At 35.7% G+C, this 19,892-nt stretch carries 11 protein-coding genes and 1 pseudogene; 1 reads left to right on the forward strand and 11 read right to left on the reverse strand.

Annotated features, from left to right (window positions below; translation table 11 throughout):
* The first annotated feature begins 301 nt into the window (after positions 1 to 301).
* Positions 302 to 3,385, forward strand: a complete 3,084-nt coding sequence (locus AC4G3K_RS11810; RefSeq protein WP_491133400.1) for a S8 family serine peptidase — start codon at positions 302 to 304, stop codon at positions 3,383 to 3,385.
* 435 nt (positions 3,386 to 3,820) lie between these two features.
* On the opposite strand, the gene AC4G3K_RS11815 is transcribed toward AC4G3K_RS11810, so the two are convergent.
* From AC4G3K_RS11815 to AC4G3K_RS11865, 11 genes and pseudogenes are all read right to left on the reverse strand, one after another.
* Positions 3,821 to 6,565, reverse strand: a complete 2,745-nt coding sequence (locus AC4G3K_RS11815; RefSeq protein WP_491133401.1) for an SH3 domain-containing protein — start codon at positions 6,563 to 6,565, stop codon at positions 3,821 to 3,823.
* A gap of 420 nt (positions 6,566 to 6,985) precedes the next feature.
* Positions 6,986 to 7,765: pseudogene (gene tagH / locus AC4G3K_RS11820) on the reverse strand (teichoic acids export ABC transporter ATP-binding subunit TagH); the annotation flags it as partial.
* A gap of 18 nt (positions 7,766 to 7,783) precedes the next feature.
* The gene (locus tag AC4G3K_RS11825) at positions 7,784 to 8,590 is read right to left on the reverse strand and encodes an ABC transporter permease (protein ID WP_491133402.1); all 807 of its coding nucleotides are present in this window, start codon (positions 8,588 to 8,590) and stop codon (positions 7,784 to 7,786) included.
* 59 nt (positions 8,591 to 8,649) lie between these two features.
* Positions 8,650 to 9,846, reverse strand: a complete 1,197-nt coding sequence (locus tag AC4G3K_RS11830) for a CDP-glycerol glycerophosphotransferase family protein (RefSeq protein WP_491133403.1) — start codon at positions 9,844 to 9,846, stop codon at positions 8,650 to 8,652.
* Positions 9,839 to 10,237 (reverse strand): glycerol-3-phosphate cytidylyltransferase, encoded by a 399-nt coding sequence (gene tagD, locus AC4G3K_RS11835; protein ID WP_491077453.1) that lies wholly within the window; start codon positions 10,235 to 10,237, stop codon positions 9,839 to 9,841. Before tagD ends, AC4G3K_RS11830 begins: the two co-directional genes overlap by 8 nt.
* A gap of 244 nt (positions 10,238 to 10,481) precedes the next feature.
* The gene (locus AC4G3K_RS11840; protein WP_491133404.1) at positions 10,482 to 12,803 is read right to left on the reverse strand and encodes a bifunctional glycosyltransferase/CDP-glycerol:glycerophosphate glycerophosphotransferase; all 2,322 of its coding nucleotides are present in this window, start codon (positions 12,801 to 12,803) and stop codon (positions 10,482 to 10,484) included.
* 46 nt (positions 12,804 to 12,849) lie between these two features.
* Positions 12,850 to 14,028, reverse strand: coding sequence for a CDP-glycerol glycerophosphotransferase family protein (locus AC4G3K_RS11845; RefSeq protein ID WP_491133405.1), 1,179 nt, complete (start codon positions 14,026 to 14,028; stop codon positions 12,850 to 12,852).
* 42 nt (positions 14,029 to 14,070) lie between these two features.
* Positions 14,071 to 15,243: a CDP-glycerol glycerophosphotransferase family protein gene (locus AC4G3K_RS11850; RefSeq protein WP_491133406.1), complete on the reverse strand. Its 1,173-nt coding sequence runs from the start codon at positions 15,241 to 15,243 to the stop codon at positions 14,071 to 14,073.
* Positions 15,244 to 15,274: 31 nt separating this feature from the next.
* Positions 15,275 to 16,306: a ribitol-5-phosphate dehydrogenase gene (locus tag AC4G3K_RS11855; protein ID WP_491077449.1), complete on the reverse strand. Its 1,032-nt coding sequence runs from the start codon at positions 16,304 to 16,306 to the stop codon at positions 15,275 to 15,277.
* Complete coding sequence (locus tag AC4G3K_RS11860; RefSeq protein WP_491077448.1) at positions 16,299 to 17,015, reverse strand: IspD/TarI family cytidylyltransferase; 717 nt, start codon at positions 17,013 to 17,015, stop codon at positions 16,299 to 16,301. The genes AC4G3K_RS11855 and AC4G3K_RS11860 overlap by 8 nt, the downstream gene beginning before the upstream one ends.
* Before the next feature lie 342 nt (positions 17,016 to 17,357).
* Entirely contained in the window at positions 17,358 to 19,730 is a 2,373-nt protein-coding gene (locus AC4G3K_RS11865) for a glucosaminidase domain-containing protein (RefSeq protein ID WP_491133407.1), read from the reverse strand.
* Positions 19,731 to 19,892 lie beyond the last annotated feature (162 nt).

Genomic DNA, 19,892 nt, shown 5'->3' on the forward strand with positions numbered 1-19,892 from the left:
CATCTTCAGCATAGAATCTTCAACCTGCAACCTCAAGAAAAGCTCGTTAAATTAAAAAATAAGGTGAGTATCTAGCAATCCGATGATTTGTTTAAAATACTTATTAGTTCACTCCTGTCACTCCTCCTCAATGGTCCATAAGTTACTCCAAAACCAATTTTTAAAGAGAAACTCCCATAATAAGAACTGATGCCAAAGGTTCATAGAATACCTTTTAAAAATAGTTAAATATTACTAGTTTCATAGCCGATATATCCCATAGGGAATTATTGTGAGAATTCATTTAAAATAGGGGGACATAATGAGAATTTCATTAATCAAAAGAATGGGTGCATTTATTTTATTTCTGTTTTGTTTTACAGTTTTCAATGCCACTGCAGACGCTACGGAAACAGTGCAAAAACAGAGCACCAAGAATGGTATAAAATTATTCAGTACCGTAGATAAGGAAGAATACACAGAGCAAGAGTTAATTGTTAAGTTTAAATCTGTCCTATCCAAGGAAGATCGTGAGCAAATCATCCATAGTATTAAAGGCACTGAGCTCTCCTACTCTGATATAGGGAATTATTCTTTAGTCTCTATAACTAAGAACTCCAACCTAGCTACTATGGCCAAAAAGCTTTCTAATCACAAATATGTTCAATTGGTCGAACCTAATATATTATACAAACAAACTTATACACCAAAAGACAAGCATTATAAAAACCAATGGTATTTACCAAAGATCAATATGCCAAAAGCATGGGACAAATCAAAAGGATCCTCCTCAGTCACAGTGGCTGTTATTGATGGTGGGGTACAGACGAATCACCCAGATCTCAAAGGGAAAATTACAAAACAAAAGAATATTGTCTACAACAACTCAAAGATAACTCCAGATAATCATGGTACTCACGTGGCTGGTATCATCGCCGCTTCCCAGAATACAATCGGAATATCAGGTATAGCTCCGAATGTTAAAATCATGCCGGTCCAAGTTTTTAATGGACAATACGCAGATGCTTATAGTATAGGTGATGGGATTATATATGCCGTTGATAATGGAGCAAAAGTATTGAACTTAAGTCTTGGAAGCTATTATTACAGTTCATATATTGACTATGCAGTTGAATACGCACATAAAAAAGGGGCCGTTATTGTTGCAGCAGCGGGTAATGATGATACCTATTATGAGTCTTACCCAGCTGCATTAAATCATGTGTTAGCAGTCAGTTCTACTAATAAAAATGACAGAATATCAAACTTTTCTAATTATGGAAACTATATAAACTATTCCGCCCCGGGTGAAGAGATTTATTCTACCATAGCAGGCAGTTCTTATAAAAATATGGATGGAACTTCGATGGCCGCTCCAGTTGTAAGTGGAGTTGCAGCTCTGATTCTTTCTAAAAATCCTTGGCTTACACCAGATCACGTCGAAGTTATTATGAATAAATCTGTCAAAGACCTTGGTTCGAAAGGCTGGGACAATTTTTATGGGTATGGACGAATTGATGGAAGCAAAGCGTTGTCAAATACGCTTGGCCAGTTATCAGCCATAAGCACGAACGCAACATTCTCTGCTACTGGGAAAAATAAACATACTATTTCTCTCAGTTCATATGGTACGTCAAAAATATCTATCTATGTGAAAGATTCAAAAGGGAAAGTCGTTCGAAATTTAGTTTCTAACAAGTCGTGGAGCTGGGGAAAAGTCTCCACATCGTGGGATGGAAAGACAGGCTCATACAGCTATGCCAAATCAGGTAAATATACGATTGTTGCAAGAGCGAGCAAAGGCAGCACGAACCTTTATAAAACTAAAACCGTGACAGTTAAGGACAAAGTAGCCCCAACCGTCACCAGTAAAGCAGCAAATTTTTCACATAAGATTGCTAAATCGATAAAAGTTCCTTATGTACTCAACAAAGATTCGAAAGTGACTGTTAAAGTTTTAGATAGTGCAGGAAAAACAGTTGATACGATTATGAATAATAAAACCATCAAGGGTGGCAAGCAATCAATCACCTGGGATGGGAAAAATTCAAAAAACCAAACAGTTAAAGATGGAAATTATAAACTTTCCTTCGAAACCGTCTCTCTTACGAAAGTTAAAGGAAACACAGTTAAATCCACTATTACGGTTGATACGACCCTAAATGGCACGCTGAATAATGTGGCTGCCACATTTAAAGCAACAGAGAAAAATAAACACAATGCAACCTTTATATCTAAAGAAAAACTATATATGACTGTTTCTATTTTGAATAGCAAAGGCTCTAAAGTAAAAACATTGGTTACTAACAAGCTGTATAATCCTTCATCCATCCAACATGAGTGGAATGGAACAGACAGTAAGAATAAGCTTGTTGCCGAAGGAAATTATGTATTCCAGTACGAATTAAAAGACCTTACCGGTAATAAAAAAACGATTAAGAGCAAATCCTTTAAACTCGAAGATCACCGACTTAATTTTATCAGTGGTAAGGGAGCAAAAGATATCACTGGAAACACAAACGTTGCAATTCCATATACACTCACTAAAACTTCCACTGTATCAATCACTATTTATAAAGGTTCAACATTAATCCATACAATCCTCACAAATGAGAACCAGAATGAGGGTAGCTATGAATTCTCGTGGAATGGAACCAATTCTAACGGTGAGTTTATTGCCGATGGGGTCTATACCTACAAAATCATCGCAACAGACAAGTATAGAAATAGTGCAGCATACAGTGCAAATCTTAATGTAAATCGCCAAGTTATTAAAATAGAGTATCCGCAGCAGGTCCAAAATAAATCTACAGATTATTATGGAACAGAAATTGAAGTCTTCTATAAACTTTCTGATTCAGCTGCCATCACGATCGAAATTTATGACAGTAATAACTCTCTAGTTAAGACGGTCAGCAAAAATGTAAAAACAGAGGCAGGAATTCAAAAATTCATGTGGGACGGAAAAAGTAACAGCGGAGTCTATTGGGAGGACGACTGGGATACCTATTTTTACGGACCTCTCACTTACGTTATTAAAGCTAAAACAGAGATGGGTAAAGAAACAAAAGCCAGCGGCTCTATTTTAAGTAATTATGATGATGAGTATCCAGAGTGGATTCAAAGTGTAGATACTCATAATACTGGTATTGACGTAGTCACAAACGTAACAAAAGAAACAGAGATGCAGTTAACCGTTTATGATTATAACTCGGGAAACCTCAATAATTATTATGACCGACAATCATATACATTCAAAGTAGGGGAAAACAAATTGAACTACCTTGTACCTGACAATCTGTTTGATGATTATACATATGCCGACTTAGTGTATGTATTGTCCTTTAAAGATGAACTGGGTAATATTTATGACTACTCCTATAATGAATGGTACTACAACTATTAATTAGATTAGTTAGATTTCGATGATCAAACTAAAGCATTTGGTTAGCCTTCTCTTTAATGGAGTAGCACAATTATCTGCCTATTCACTATTAGATAGTAACCAACGCCCCTATATAACCTGATTAAAAAATAGACATAAACGCACCCAAAGGGTCGCTTTATGTCTATTTTGTTCCTACGTATGAAAAATCCCTTAGTGAATTACAACTTCTTCAATCATTCCAAAGTCTCCATATCCAAGCTATATTCCAACCTATTTCTCATATAAGAATGCATATGCAAGAGAACACCAGATCCGTCAGGTAATTGATCCAGCAGTCTGTAAAATGATTGAGAAGCACAATTCCCAGAGTTAAAGGCTGCATATAAGGGAAATGCAATTACCCCCTATCCAAATAAAAAAAGTTGCCGAGACTATCGACAACTTTTAAAGATATTATTTATTTAATTCCAGCGTTAGATAAGTAGAGGATACCCAACCTTTTGTTCCATTTGATAATTTAACGTTATACCATGAACCACTTTTAATTGGATTTTTATTTGAATCTACCACAAGCTCAACATATTCATGATTAGGAAGAGATCCCACTATAGCGGCTGTCGTACTCGCTGATGCCCGGACATTCAAAGTGGTGGCACCATTAACCCGGGCTAGGTTTTTCACAGTCATATACTGATTATAGGTACTTAAGCTAACCGTATTCGTATAATATGTTTTACCATTAAAGCTAACTGTTAACCAGTAATCGTTCCATTTCTCGAGAAGGTTGAAGGTGTCACCTTTTTTAATCGTTGCTGCCACAGTCGCTGAACTGCTCTTCGAACTCCTTAGACTAATAGAGGAATTGGCAACAGCAATCGTACCTGCAGGAAATACATCCTTGCCGCTTGGATAGCTAGGTTTAGCCGGTATTGACGTATTTGGACTTTGACCGACTGCCCCCTCACTGCTATATGTCAAAATGTTGGTCATATGCTTGGCAATCTTATTTCCCCAATCGGAATCACTGGCATAGTAAAAGTTCATTCCTTTACTTAAATCAGTGATTCGATTTCCATTGGCATCCTTAATCGTATACCCAAGAGTCGCACCCTTGTACTTCCAGTTGGATGGATTTAAATAGGTGGCTTTCATTTCTTGTGCGATAAAGGCAATATTGTCATCAATGGATGCAAATTTTACTGAGCCCACAAATGGTGCAATATCATAAGAACCAAAACCAAACAAATTATTTTTTGCCAAAGAAATCGTTGATTTTCCGTAATTACTTTCATGTATGGCGTGGGCTGCTAAATATAAGGCATTTACACCATATTTGTTAGCCACATCGATAAATACGGACCCTTTATTAAATAGGACACTATTACTGGATGTAGCATATTTTGCGATATACGCATTAATTTGTGCAGCCGTAACGGAGGATTTCGTCCGTAAATCCAGATGTAAATAGGAATCTTTATTTGTTTCATAAGAGTTCATTTTATCGTAATTATCTTTTGTAATTAGGTATTCTCCTGATACGTAGCCTGTTACTCCCCCAAACGTCACTTGGTACCAGCCGTTACTCGTTTTATAGGTTGATTTTACCTGTGTATATTTAGGGATTGATCCGACTTTAGGCGAAGATGTCGAATCGGCAGCACGAATATTCAATTGATCAATCGATACATATGTTGTTTCAGTAATCGCAGAACCGCTCGGCACGTTTGTTTGATTATCACTGTTATTGTTATTGTTATTATTATTATTTGAACCATTAGTATTGTTATTGCCTGCGCTGTTAGTGTACTTAACCAAATAAGCGCCACTTACCCAACCGGTTTTGCCATTGTAGCTCACTTTATACCAATCCTCTGATTTTGCTGTAGCCGTAACTACCGTATTTACCGGGATTGTGTCCAATTTCGTACCAGTAGTGGATGCTGTTTTACGTAAAATCAGATTCGCCGTAGTCTTGAACTCCGTAGCCGTAATCACCGTTTCTGAGGATATTACCGTTTTTGAGAATTTAGCCATATTAATATAACCAGTTTTACCACCATAGGTTGTTTTATACCAATCTCCGATTCTATAACTTGTCGTTATTTTAGCCCCTTTTGGAATAGCAACCAATGTACCGTGCTTTTCCCCAGCAAAGGAATATAAGTAAGTTGGCTCATTTGCCGTATAGGAGGTACTCGTAACATTCGCTGCTGACACCTTACTTACAGATCCGGATTGAATAAAATAGTTTTTCCCTTTGTAAGATACTCTATACCACGTTTCTCCGACACTATTAATAACCATTTGTGTAGATGTAAATATATTTTTTTTTGGTATAGAGTGATCCGCTGCTTTACTTGTATTAGGAGCGCTATATAAGGAGCTAGTGGCCTTCGTATTATAGTAAGTGGTGCTTGTAGTCGTATATTGATTGTACTCATTTAGATATGATTTGCTGACCCAACCGGTCTTACCACCGTAAGAGACCTTATACCAGGTTCCAGTTTTAGCTGTAGCAGTGATAACTTTATTCTTTGGTATAGTCACCAGTTTGGTTCCGCTCGCAGATGCTGTGGACCTCATGTTTAAATTGGCTGTCGTTTTGAATTTAGTTGCTTTAATCGTTTCAGTTTTTGTAGCCGTTGTAGTTGAAGTACTAGTTTTCTTAGTAACCTTTATATAATTAGAGCTCACATATCCAGTCTTCGTTCCGTATTTCACTTTATACCAGCTTCCGCTTTTTGATAGATAGGAGACTGTTTTTCCTTTTGGTATTGTCGTTAAGACCGCCGCTTTGGTTGAAGCCGTTTTGCGCAAATTCACGTTTGCCGTCGCAGTATATACAGATGTACTTGTGGTGGAAGAAACAGTTGCACTTGTAGTTGTCACTTTTTTCAAATAGCTGGAGCTGACATATCCGGTCTTCGTTCCGTATTTCACTTTATACCAGGTACCGCTTTTAGATATGTATGTGACCTGTTTCCCCTTTGGAATCGTTGTGATTTTTTGTGAGCTTGCGTTTGCTGATTTTCGCATATTCAAATTAGCAGTCGTTTTATAGTAGGTTTCAGCAGCAGCATGCACTTGTTTTCCCGTAAAACTTTCTGTCGGTACAAGTCCATTTCCAAAAACTAAACCAGTTGACAAAAGAACAGATGTTGCCATGACCTTAAGCGGCCTCTTATTACTTTTATTCATTGAGATTCTCCTTTTAGTAAACAAAGTGTCGAACAAAATAACTATATTTATATAATATTATTTTATTAAATTAATGGAATAAAAAATATATAATTCTTATATTAATATATTATTAGAAAAGATAATATTTATATATTAAACTGATTTAAACTAGGAAATACATAACTATAAAGTTATATTAAAATACAGAATAATACCATTACAATTCAGAAAAATTGTAATCCTACTAAACTTTTTATTCACTTACCTATAGACTTACCTTTTATATCGTCATTGATATACAATATTTCAATACCAATCTCTATTTTTATTTTAATTGAAACTAAACCTATAGTTATTTAGAACTCAAAAAGGCTATCATCCCATGATGATAGCCTTGTAAATTTTCCCGATATCTTATTTTGATGTAATCGTCATGCTGCTTTGTTTTTTCATGGCAGCTTCTCTAAATTCTTTTTGCTGAGCTGCAGTCATCGCTCTGTATTCTTTCAGGAACTTTTCATATTTTGGCACGACATCTTCTACTGTACCAAAGTCCTTTATTTCTCCATATTCCAGCCATAGAGCTTTATTACAAAAATCCTTAATTTGCCCAATTGCATGACTGACGAAGAAAATAGTTTTTCCCTGATCGCGGAAACTGTACATTTTCTTTTTCGATTTCTCGGCAAAAGCCTGGTCTCCCACGGATAAAGCTTCATCAATGATCAGAATATCGGGGTCCACAGTTACAGAGATCGCAAAACCAAGTCTTGATTTCATCCCGCTGGAATATTTTTTAACAGGCTGATCGATGAATTTGCCGATATCCGCAAATTCAATGATTTCCGGTTCTAATTCCTTAATCTGTTTCTTATTGAATCCTAGCATTAAGCACTTCAATTCAATATTTTCCCGGCCTGTCAGCTGGTTATTCAAACCAGAAGCAATCGCAATCAATGAAGTTTGTCCAACTGTCTCGACCGAACCCATCGTAGGAGGAACAACGCCAGCGATAATATTGGATAAGGTTGATTTACCTGATCCATTAACCCCTATCAGTCCAATAACATCTCCTTTACTGGCTGTAAAACTTATATCCTGAAGCGCATAGAAATCCTCACCATATCCTCCCGGCAAAATAATATCCAGTAGTTTTTCAGAGGTTTTGCTATGCATTCTGTATCTTTTATAAACATTTTTTACAATAACTGTATTCATAGTAGACCTCACTCCATTTTACAAATAATCGACAAAATGATTTCTAAATTTCAAATGAAGCACTGATCCAATCATGAGTAATACAATCGTTACTCCCCAAAAATATAAGGTATAGTGTGAATTCTCAATGAAATACCACGATTGACCTAGCATCGCTGCACGATACCCTTCCACTAAATAGGTAAGTGGATTAAATTTTATAATCATTTGTAAAAATCCAGGCAAACTGTTTGATACCCACAAGATAGGGGTTAAATAAATCAGCATTCTCATAATAGCTTGGACAATCATCGTTACATCACGAACAATGGTAGCCAGTGTGGATGTTACGAGCGTAACGGCAAAAAATAGGATCATCGCTGCAGCCATAAAATAAGGCAACTGCAAATAATAAACAGATATAGGAAATCCGCCAAACTGCAAAATGATGGATACAAGTATCACGATAACAATATGCTGATAAAATTTCGACATAATAACATAAGACGGAATCGCACTCATAGGAAAACTCATTTTAGAAATAAAATTAATTCTCGTATAAATCGATTTTGTTCCATCCATGATGGCAGGATTGGCAAAGAACCAAAGGGAAATACCGGATAACATCCAGAAGATAAACGGCACGTCTCCAATTTCTCTGCCTCCCCGGATTCCCATACCGAATACGACCCAGTACACTCCAATTTGAATCAAGGGATTTAAGAATTCCCACATAATTCCTAAATAGTTGTTATTATTTGCACTCTTTAATTCAAATACAGACAATCGTCTGATTAAATAAAATGAACGTATTTGTTCTTGTATGACCGTAAACATAGACTTCATAAATTTTGAATATCCTTCCCCACTATTTTAAGACAGATACATGTATTGCAAAGAGTCTATTACAGCGCTCTCTGTTTGGATAGTATTGTTTTTTCATCAAATAAATATGAAATTAAGTTCTCGCTGGAATGACCTTTTGAATACTTATTCCATTTATTCGCATACTCTTCAATCATGTCCATATTAAAACTGTTCTCTTTAATGAGGTCAATAATCGCCTCTGTATTGTTTACTACTGGTCCTGGGACCATGTTTTCGTATTGATCCCATAATCCCCTGTCTCTTGTATACTCGTCTAAATCATACGCAAAGAATATCATCGGTTTCTTTAATAAAGAAAATTCGTATGAGATAGAGGAGTAATCGGTTATTAAAATGTCAGCAACCACCAGTAATTCATTAATATCGCACTCTGGCGAAGAATAATTCAGGACAAACCTAGGATAGACTTTAGTAAAATCCGGAATATCCTTAATGGCTGGATGCAAGCGTAATATAACGACATACTCGTCATGCAATTCTTCATATAATTTTTTTAAATCTAATTCTAACTGGAATTTATTTAATTCATTATCGCGATAAGTCGGTGCATATAAAATTACTTTTTTATCCCAAAGTAATTTATTTTCCTTGGTCAAACGATTAAATACATTTTCTTTCTCGTTTTGATTATAAAAAAAGTCAGTTCGGGGGATACCAGTTCTAAGGATATTTTCTCCCTTTAAATTAAATGCATTCATGAAGTAAGTGCCCATAATGTCAGAACCAACTACTACTTTGTTAAAGCGTTTATAGACATCCATGAAGCGTTTGACCGCTTGATCAGATCTGTTTTGAACAGAAGCATCCTCCAAGCCAAATTTCTTGATAGCTCCCGATGCATGCCATAACTGAATACATTCCACTTCCGGTCTGAATTCAGTAGATGCCAAAAAACCAAAATAATTATCAACCAATATATAACGCGATGTAGCTAAATGATAAACAGATTGGATGAAATCAATAGGGTTTTTAGTTTCAATTAAAACGATCCTGGCATCTTCATATTGCTGAAATCTCTTATAACTTGAGCCCTTACATAAAAAAACCACGTCAAAAGAAACATGCTTTCGACGCATTTCCTCATAAACATACTGAGTGTTATCACCAAAAGAGACAACAAAAGTTACTTTATTTTTAACAGGAAATAGATTGAAAATATTAAAAATGATTTTAAAAACGAACAAATATATCTGAATAATTAGCTCTTTACCCATTTTTCACCTTGAATAAATCTTTTTTTATTTGGGATGTGGAAATACCAATTGTTCTCGGTAAATATACGACCTGACAGTGTTCTTTCAGAAAGTCAAAATGCCCATCCCAATCATCTCCCATAACAAAAACATCTATATCATGTTCTTTAATGTCTTTAATCTTCTGTTCCCAGTTTTCTTCAGGAATCACTTCATCCACAAATTCAATGGATTCCAGAATCATTTTTCTATTTTCATAGCTATGATAAGCCTTTTTATTTTTCTCTTTATTGAATTCGTCAGTGGATAAGCCCACTACTAAATAATCGCCCATTTCTTTGGCTCTTCGTAAAATATTGATATGACCGACATGCAACAAGTCAAAGGTGCCGTACGTAATAATCTTTTTCATTTCTACATCTCCTTACCTAGTTCATTAGCAAACTGGTAACTGACCAAAAAACGGAGCAACTTATAATCATATTAAAAAACCTATTGTTAATTATATAACTCTTGTATCGAACTTTCAAACCTGTGTCGAATACACTCTAAATTATAACGTATCCATGAACTATTTGTAACATAAACTTAATGCATCATATCATTTACACGAATGGTTTTCATCTCTCAAAAAAAGGAAATCATGACCTGTTCGATCATGATTTCTTAATTGGTTTTATAAATGTGTCAACAAAACGTTTAGACGCTTGTCCATCAAAATCTTCAAAGAATCGTTCTTTAAAAGCTTTAACCTTTTGGATGTCAAAGAAATCTTGATGAATCAGAGATATCACTTGTTCCGTTTTCTCTGCAAGAGGTCCTGGAATAAATTCTTTGTACTCATAGTAGAACCCTCTATCCTCCAGATAATCCTCCAGATCGTACGCAAAGAAAATCATCGGTCTTTCAAGCAGTGCATATTCAAAAATAACGGAGGAATAATCACTGATTAATATATCTGTAATAGAAAGAACGTTGTTAATATCATTTTTACTTAAATTTAATACGAAATCCTCGGCTTCTTTCGGAATTTCTATCCCTTTAGTGACAGATGGATGGAGCTTTAGTATCAAAACGTACTCATCAGAAAGCTCTTTCGCCATTTTCTTTAGATCCAGTTGGATATTGAAGCTGGCACGCTTTCCTGGACCTCCTCTAAAGGTTGGAGCATACGTAATGATTTTCTTATTACGCAAGGCGGGATAAACCGCTGTATATTTTTGCTTAATATATTCAATACCTTCTTTATCAAAAAATGCATCTGTTCTCGGAAGTCCGATTGGATATACATTTTCTTTAGATATATTAAAGGCTTCTGCATAATGCGGGATGATTTCCTTACTTGTCACAGCCACTTTCGTATAGGAGCCATGAGCCTGGTTTTCGAATTCTCTCGTGTTGCTCTCTCGATAACCTACTGCACTATGTCCAAATTTCTTAAAGGCCCCTGCTGCATGCCAGGTTTGAATAACCTCTGTTCTTTTTCTGACCTTCAGTTTATATAATGGACGGTAATAGTCATCCAAAATGACATATTTCGAAGTCGCAATGTCATAATATAATTTTGCAAAATCCTTACAGGACCTCTTCTTTTTAAAATGCCCTACTACTTTATAGCCAGGTCTCGTCTCAGCGATTTCATTATAAATATACTCAAAAGAGTCCTGAAGTCTTGGCATTTTATTTGTGGCAAATGTAATTTTATTTTGCAGTGGCAAAAATCCGCATAACGGAAAAACTATGCGTCTTACCGCTGCAGTTTTTACTTTGGTTTTAAACCTTTTGTATTTTCTTTTATACACATACATCTGAATAGGGAGTAAGCTGCTCTTCTCTCCAGCTTTTTTTGCCACCTTGAATGTTTGTTTAAAAGCAGGAGCTTCTAATAATCTAGATTCCGTTTTAAACGATGTCTTTTTTAAGGCAATATCCAAACATTCCTGATAACTTCTTCTCGCAGGAGTTCCCATTAAATCAAAACGATTTACCAGGTTTTTAAAAATAACCGTATGAAGGGATGGAATTTCATTAAACAGTTCTTTATCCAGACCCTTTAGCCACTCATTAAAAATTTCAAAGGTTTGAACCGTGATCTCGCTATCTCTGCTATCCACGGCATTACGGATAGCCGGCCATATATCTGCAGAAACCAAACGATTATAATAATATTTCTTAACTTGGAAACGCGCCACTTCATTCTCAATATATCGATCCCATAGAGGATCAGAAATAGACATACTCTTCATAATGTCTTTTAGCACACTGACTGAATTGACACGTACTGTTTGTGATAAAGATAAATTGTCTTCATCTTCTCTGGAACGGTAATTATAAATCACTTTATCAACTGTATAAATATCACTGCCCGCTCGTAAGTATGCTTCAATTACAAACGGTTGATCTTCTGTCACTTTTATTCCTGCCGGGAATGAAATGTCCTGAACGATGTCACGACGATAAAGTTTATTGCAGGGACCTAAAGAATAGAGTAATTCCTGATTAGCAACTAAATTCTTCTCACCCTCGTCATACACTCCATTATTGTAATGACTTCCGATATACCAAGTCTCTGTTTTGTTAAAACTCAGGGATGCTCCCAGCACAAGAGCTGACTTTTTGGCAAGAGCAGCTTCATACATACTTTCCAATGCATCATTCGGCAGTATATCATCTGAGTCCACAAAACTAATAAACTCTCCCCGCGAGATTTTCAAACCATTATTACGGGCTGCTCCCGGACCAGAATTCTCTTGCTTCACAAAAATAATATTGGGATATCTCCGGCTGTATTCTTCAATAATCTCCGGGCTGCGATCAGATGAGCCATCATCTACCATGATGATTTCTATTGGTGACAGGGTTTGATTGACTAATGAATCTAATGTTTCTTCTAAGTATTCTTCAACATTGTATACGGGTGTAATGACACTTACTTTAATATTTTGATTATTTACACCCTCAATTTGTTTAGTATCCATATTGACTTTAACCCCTCTTAGTAGTTGTTTTCTATTTTAATATTCCTCATTTTAATAAATCGACAACTCGCCTGCTGGATTTTCCATCGATATCATCAAAAAAGTATTCTCTAAACGCCTTCAGCCTATCCGTATGAAAACGACTGTTTTTTATCGTATGAATCAATTCTTCCTCAGTTCTAACTAGAGGACCGGGTATAAAGGATTGGTAGTCATAATAAAAGTCTCTTTCTGAAGTATATTCTTCCATATCAGGCGCATAGAAAATCATAGGTTTATCCAATAATGCAAATTCAAAGCACACAGATGAATAGTCGGTAATCAAAAGATCTGTAATCAATAATAAATCATTGATTTCACTATAGAATGAGAAATCATAAAAAAAAGAACTATACATAAGCGGTATTTCCCATTTTTCCTTAACAAATGGGTGAATCTTAAATAAAAATATATATTCATCATGAAATGCTTGATGGATTTTATCTAAATTTAAGTATTCTAATGGGTAATAAGCAGACTGTTGCCCTGGCCCTCGAAAGGTTGGTGCAAATAAAATAACCTTTTTATCTTTAAGAAAAGGAAACTGTTCATAAAGCTCATTTCTCTTTTTCGTTTTATATTCCTGATCAAAGAATATATCCGTTTTGGGTATACCTGTAGCGATCACTTTACTTTCATCAATTCCAAATCCTTCAGCATAATGCTTTGCGACATTTTTGGAGCTGACAATCGCCTTTGTATAGTTTTTATGATTTAAGGAATCGGGATTAGGGCCTCCCGGCAAACCTACACGACTGAATCCAAATTTTTTAAATGCTCCAACTGCATGCCAAAGCTGAATCAACTCAGCTCCCTCTCTGATTTTCAATGGATACACCATTGGATAAAAATCATCAAGTATGATGTATTTCGATGTAGCTAAATGATAGGCCAGCTCCAAAATTTCCTTGCAGGTTTTCTTGGCTGCTGTTCCTTCTTTTAACATATATCGGTAAGTGAAATCTTTATTTTGCCTTTGTAATTCATCAAATACAAAACGAAAATTACCTTCCATTTTGGTGCGGCTATCGGAAGCAAACAATATTTTCTTTGCATTGATTGGTAAAAGGCAAAACAGTCGATAAGCAAACCTGAATACATAGGTAGAGAAAAAGCGATTAAAAATTCTTCCCTTATTTTCTTTTATTTTTGTTGCTATTCTTAGAGGTGAATTTATTTTGTCCATACAGATCACTCACTTTTGTCTATAAAACTAACATATAATAGCCTACTTTTCTTCACTCATTAATAAGTGATTTACAATTCTTTCACTGGCTTTTCCATCTGTATAATCAAAGAACTCCCGCTGAAATTCCTCAATTTGATTGATATGGTAGTCTTTATCTTTAATCCAATTAACCAACGGTAACGTTTCTGTAAAAAATGGTCCGGGTATAAAATCAAGATACGGATAATAAAAATCTCTTTCTTCTAAATACTCCTCTAAATCATTGGCTATAAAAGCAATCGGACGCTTCAATAGACTATAGTCAAAGATTACAGAAGAATAGTCCGTAATTAACATATCTGCTAAAACCAATAACTCTTGAATAGTATATCCCTTTTTGATATGCAGTACGAAATCACTATGATTTTCAATGCCACTTAAATGTAACTTCATATAAGGATGCAAATGAATAATTAGAATATACTCATCACCCAGTTTATTTCGCATTAACTCTAAATCCATAGGCAAAGCAAATTCTTCCTGATAATGACTCTTGCCACGAAATGTAGGAGCATATAGGATTATTTTTTTGCCTTGGAACTGTGGATATTGCTGATAAAACCGGTCCCTAAGGCTTTCATGTTCCTCATGGTTATAAAAATAATCTGTTCTGGGTACTCCCAAAGGATATATTTGTTCTTCGGGCATATGAAAGGCTTCTGCATAAGCTGAAATCACTTTTGCAGAACTGACATAAACTCTGGAATAATTAGAATGTACTTTAACTGTTTTTAAATAATCTTCACTTGGTCCAAATTTCTTGCCAATTGTACTCCAGCCAAACTTTTTAAAAGCTCCGGCAGCATGCCAAAGCTGAATAATTTCAGAACCTTCCCGCGGCTTCACTACGTAAATAGGAAAATAAAAATCATCTACAATAAAAAAGCGAGATGTAGCCAAATGAAAACTGGCTCGAATAAGATGGAAAAAATAAGATACTTTCCCTTTAGGAGAGCTATCAAATTTTTTCGCCAATACATAACACTTTTTTTGCCCACCATTTTTGTCTATTTCATTTGCTATATGGGATAAATTCCCTTCTAGTTCATTGGAACGGTAGGTAGCAATTGTTACTTTATTAGGATTAACTTTCAAAAAAAGGGAAGACAAAGTATAAGTAAGTTGAATACTATACTTTGTTAATAACGTCGGTATCATCTTCAACTTCTTCATAATTTGTCTTCCTGCCTTCCGATATTCAAAATTATATTTTCCATTCCATTACGGTTTTTCCCCAAGAGGACGTCAAATCCTTCTCGAATGCAGATAAGATATCCCCAATCGTTTTGACCTCTTGTACATCACCGACTAACGTTCCTAAATATTCTACAACGTCCGGGTTTTCTTTGAGGAAGTTAACAGTTTTCACAAAATCTTCACGTCCGCTGCGACTGCTTCCTATTAACGTGATCCCTTTTTCTAAAACCATTCTGGTATTCACTTCAACCGGGAACTCGGAAACTCCCATTAAAGAGATAGAACCTTCCGGGTGAAGGTGTTCAATCATCTGATCAATGGCATATTGGCTTCCCTTCCCGCCAACACATTCAAATGCATGGTCAATTCTCAAATCTTCCGGAATTTCATCAATTGTATAAACTTCATCTACAAAGGAGAAGTTGTCCAATTTATAGCCCGTTTTACCGAAGATAATTACTTTGCAGTCTTTATACATTTTTTTCAGGAATAGAGTCGTAATGAACCCAAGGTTTCCATCTCCCCATACGCCAAATACATTGCGGCGTTTATGAGATCGACTATCAAATCGGGATAAGACATGAGTTGTAATGGTCATCAATTCTGTAAATGCGACGACATACGGGTCAATTCCTTCCGGTAATTCAACGATCCGGTCACGTCCCATAAAGACATAATCCTGCATAAATCCATCGTAGCCACTTGAACGGAATTTGCTGGAACGCAGATAGTTCTCACCAATTACTTCATCTTTTTCAATCGGTGTATTAGGCACCATCACGACCATCGTTCCGTTTTTAAACTCGCCTTTTGGATCATAGACTACTTTACCTATCGCTTCATGAATTAAGGCCATTGGCAGCTTCTTCGCCATAGCTTCCTTTCCGCGGGTACCCGTATAGTAACGTTGGTCGGCAGCACAAATGGATAGGTGTGTTGGCCTTACGACAACGGAATCTTTATCATCTTTTAAAGAACGATCCGTATACGAAACTTCAAATTGCCTTGGCGAAACAAGCCTATATACTTGATTAATCATTGTTTATCCGCCCCTGTATAATAGCATTAGCAACTTTCAAATCATATGGTGTAGTAACCTTTATATTAAATACTTCACCCTTAACGAGTCTGACTTTTTCACCTTTTAGAGCACAAATTTTACAAGCATCTGTTAAAATACGCTTTTGCTCATCTGTTAAAGAGGTATAGTGTTCAGTCAGTTTTTTGATATTAAAGCTTTGTGGAGTTTGCCCCTGAAACATCGTATCACGAACAGGGATATCTGAAATGGTTTCTCCATCTTCAGATTGAATGATCGTATCTATTGCTTCAATTACTGTATCAACCGCACCATATTTAAGACTGGCATCAATATTCTCTTCAATAATCCGATGCGTCAGAAACGGGCGTACGGAATCGTGAGTAATGATGACATCATCATCATTAACTCCAAAAGTCTGCTCTATATAGCGAATACCACTCATAATAGATTCATTACGGTCTTTACCACCTTGTACAACGATGATGCTGTCATTTTGACCAATAAATTTTCTGATGATATCTTTCGTATGATTAATCCATTCTTTAGGTGTAACGACTAAAATTTTATCAAAGCGATCATTTAGCATAAATTTCTCTATGGTATGAATGATGATTGGTTTATTATTTAAAGGTAAATACTGCTTAGGCATATTCGTATTACCCATACGAGTGCCTTTACCACCTGCTAATATTTCTGCATAAATCATTACCTTACCCCATTTCTTTTTAATTCAAATATATGATAAAAAAGATTAAAATTCACCATTAAACTACATTATAAAAATCCATGTAAACTATACACTTTTTCTTATACCTTTTCAAGTATGTCTCTGCCAGCTCCAAGAAATCGGACATACCTATGAATCCTATATAATTACCATATCATATAACGTATCTCTTTTAACATGCATAAGAATAATTAGCTATTACCAAGGCTGTTAAACAATAGCAATGTACTAAATAAAAACCTCCAAAACCGTTATCGCCATGCTATAAATATAGCAGGTGAACTAACTAGTTTTGGAGGTTTTAAACTTCATATGAAAATACTATTTTGCTTTATAAACAGGTACATCATAAAGCAAGTTATATTGTGTTAAGCTTGCGTACATTTCAGCCATTTTTCTTGTTTGTTTGACAGCCCAACCAATATCAGATGCATATTGGTGAGTAGCATAACCATACTTAACCATTGCATCCGGATTCCATCTCATTTTATATAGAGTGTTTTGGCCGGCATGTATATAGTTCTTTGATACAAATGCCGCGCCGCCTATGATGGCTTTTTCTAGTGTCGTCCACCCCTGTTTATACGCATACTCTGCACCTTTATTAGTAGCATCTCCATCAAAAGCTCCAATGCCGTATACATTGTACACAGTAACGCCATTATACTTTATCCCTTTTGCCAGTGAACTAGTTCCATTTCCGGTTTCCAGTAATGAATGGCTGATTAAATATACTTCATTAATATTATGCGTCTTAGCAGCCTTTATAAAGGAGGATGCCTTTCCAGCTAATACTCCTCTGCCCTTCAAAATTGTATTGTTAACTTCTGTCACATTGGTTCCTGCAGGAGAAGACAGAACTAAGAATTGATAAAAGCTAGTAGAAGCCGCGGAGAAATTTTTGGGATCCAAATAATAACGCACCTGCTCAGCAGTTGCATCGAAAAAACCAGGATCTGATGCTCTATCTAAGGAGGTTATAAAATTTCTATATTTTGATAAGACCCCGGTAGTATCTGTTTGTGGCGGAGGATTTTTTTGTTTCATCTGCATTGCTACTGCTTGATCTAAGGTAATGGAATATTGACTAATCTGTTCATTACTTACATCAACTTTACGAATATAAACATTTTGAAACTTACCATTTACCGTAATTCCAGAAACATACCAATTTGGACTGAAATCATAATATTTCAGTATGGTCCCTTTATTATATTTTCGCAGGACTTTAGAGTTGGTTGATGGTAATTGATAAACATTTACAGGAGATCCCACTGCGATTCCCTGTAAAACTGCTGATTGTCTATCCGTTTGCTCAATATCTGCTTTATTAATGTAAATGGTTGTTGCTTTTCCATTTACCGTTATTGTTGATTTATACCAATTAGTCGTGTAATCGTAATATTTTAAAATCGTACCTGAAGCATATTTTCTTAATACCTTCGCATCTCTCGAAGGAGCAGAATACACATTTGTGGGTTCTTTCAGCGCAATTCCCTCAGCTCTTGCCGGGTTACTAACAGGCTGCTCTATATCACTTTTCTTAATATAAATAGTCGTCCATTTCCCATTAACAGTGATATTTGAACGATACCAACCTGTGGTATAGGTATAATATTTTAAAACGGTCCCTGCCGGATACGTCCTGAGTACCTTCCCATCTGTTGATGGAGAACTATACATTTTTGTAGGGTTTTTAACCGCAACTCCCTCACCTCTTACTGGGTTTGTCGTCGGAAGTTCTAAATCTTTTTTATTAATATAAATCGTTGTCCATTTTCCGTTAACCGTAATATTGGATTTATACCACTCTGAAGTAAAGGTATAGAACTTCAAAACCGTACCGGAAGCATACGTTCTAAGAACTTTACCGTGAGTGGATGGTGAAGCATACATGTTAGTAGGATTTTTTAGAGTAACTCCTTCACCCTTTACCGGATTGTCCGTAGCTTGATCAATATCTTCCTTATTTATATAAATTTTAGTGAATGTACCATCAACAGTAATATTAGACCAATACCATTCAGACGAATAAGTATAAAATTTGAGCACTGTACCTTTTGAATACGTTCTAAGAACTTTGGCACTTTTAGATGGAGAGGCGTATACGTTTGTAGAATTCAAAGTGACACCCTCGTAGACCACAGAACTAACACCTGCAGGAACATTACCTTCCTCATTTCCCTGCTGTTCTTCTTCCATTATGGGTTCTTGTTCTATAAAGGGTTGATCCTCGGCAAATTGGTTGTCCTCCATATCAGAAGGGATTCCTTCTCCAGGGACTTCATTAGAAGGAAGTTGATCAGCAATAGGTTCTTCAACTTGTGTTTCTTCTTGTGATTCTTCTTCCTCTATTTCTTGAATAGGTAGTTTAATATGTAGCTTCTCTACATAACCTTTCCATATTTCATTCTTTTCCGGAATACTATATTCAACAAGAACAAAGCTTCTATCTTCACTTATAACAGTAACCTCAGTATTGTTTTTCAACTGAGTTAGAATCTCGCTCTCCTGATTATTTTCCTTATAAAGATTAATAGTATCGCTTTCGTCTTCAGTAAATACTAGAGCTGTCACTTCCTTAGTATCATCAGGTATCTCTTCTGTTACTAAGGCATGCGACTGATAAGGCATTACTGAAATCATAAGACACAGAATAACTAAAATTACAGTTATTTTTTTTATGACAGTCATTATATCTCCTTTATTTGAATCTCTCAGGTTGAAAATTTAGTCTTGGCTGTATGCAATTGAGACTTTATATCCTATTCTATTTATAAACCCTCCTATTCTGTTTTTTCTTTTTATTTCTAAAAATGGATATAAAAGGCAACAAGGGCACAAAAAGACACGTTG

The organism is Bacillus sp. z26 (genome assembly GCF_058313635.1).

Bases quoted from the DNA above. Each gene is read 5' to 3' on its own strand.
- AC4G3K_RS11830 (WP_491133403.1), bottom strand. From the start codon at position 9,846: ATGGGTAAAGAGCTAATTATTCAGATATATTTGTTCGTTTTTAAAATC.
- AC4G3K_RS11850 (WP_491133406.1), bottom strand. From the start codon at position 15,243: ATGAAGAAGTTGAAGATGATACCGACGTTATTAACAAAGTATAGTATT.
- AC4G3K_RS11840 (WP_491133404.1), bottom strand. From the start codon at position 12,803: ATGGATACTAAACAAATTGAGGGTGTAAATAATCAAAATATTAAAGTA.
- AC4G3K_RS11865 (WP_491133407.1), bottom strand. From the start codon at position 19,730: ATGACTGTCATAAAAAAAATAACTGTAATTTTAGTTATTCTGTGTCTT.
- AC4G3K_RS11815 (WP_491133401.1), bottom strand. From the start codon at position 6,565: ATGAATAAAAGTAATAAGAGGCCGCTTAAGGTCATGGCAACATCTGTT.
- AC4G3K_RS11810 (WP_491133400.1), top strand. From the start codon at position 302: ATGAGAATTTCATTAATCAAAAGAATGGGTGCATTTATTTTATTTCTG.
- AC4G3K_RS11845 (WP_491133405.1), bottom strand. From the start codon at position 14,028: ATGGACAAAATAAATTCACCTCTAAGAATAGCAACAAAAATAAAAGAA.
- AC4G3K_RS11825 (WP_491133402.1), bottom strand. From the start codon at position 8,590: ATGAAGTCTATGTTTACGGTCATACAAGAACAAATACGTTCATTTTAT.
- tagD (WP_491077453.1), bottom strand. From the start codon at position 10,237: ATGAAAAAGATTATTACGTACGGCACCTTTGACTTGTTGCATGTCGGT.
- AC4G3K_RS11860 (WP_491077448.1), bottom strand. From the start codon at position 17,015: ATGATTTATGCAGAAATATTAGCAGGTGGTAAAGGCACTCGTATGGGT.
- AC4G3K_RS11855 (WP_491077449.1), bottom strand. From the start codon at position 16,306: ATGATTAATCAAGTATATAGGCTTGTTTCGCCAAGGCAATTTGAAGTT.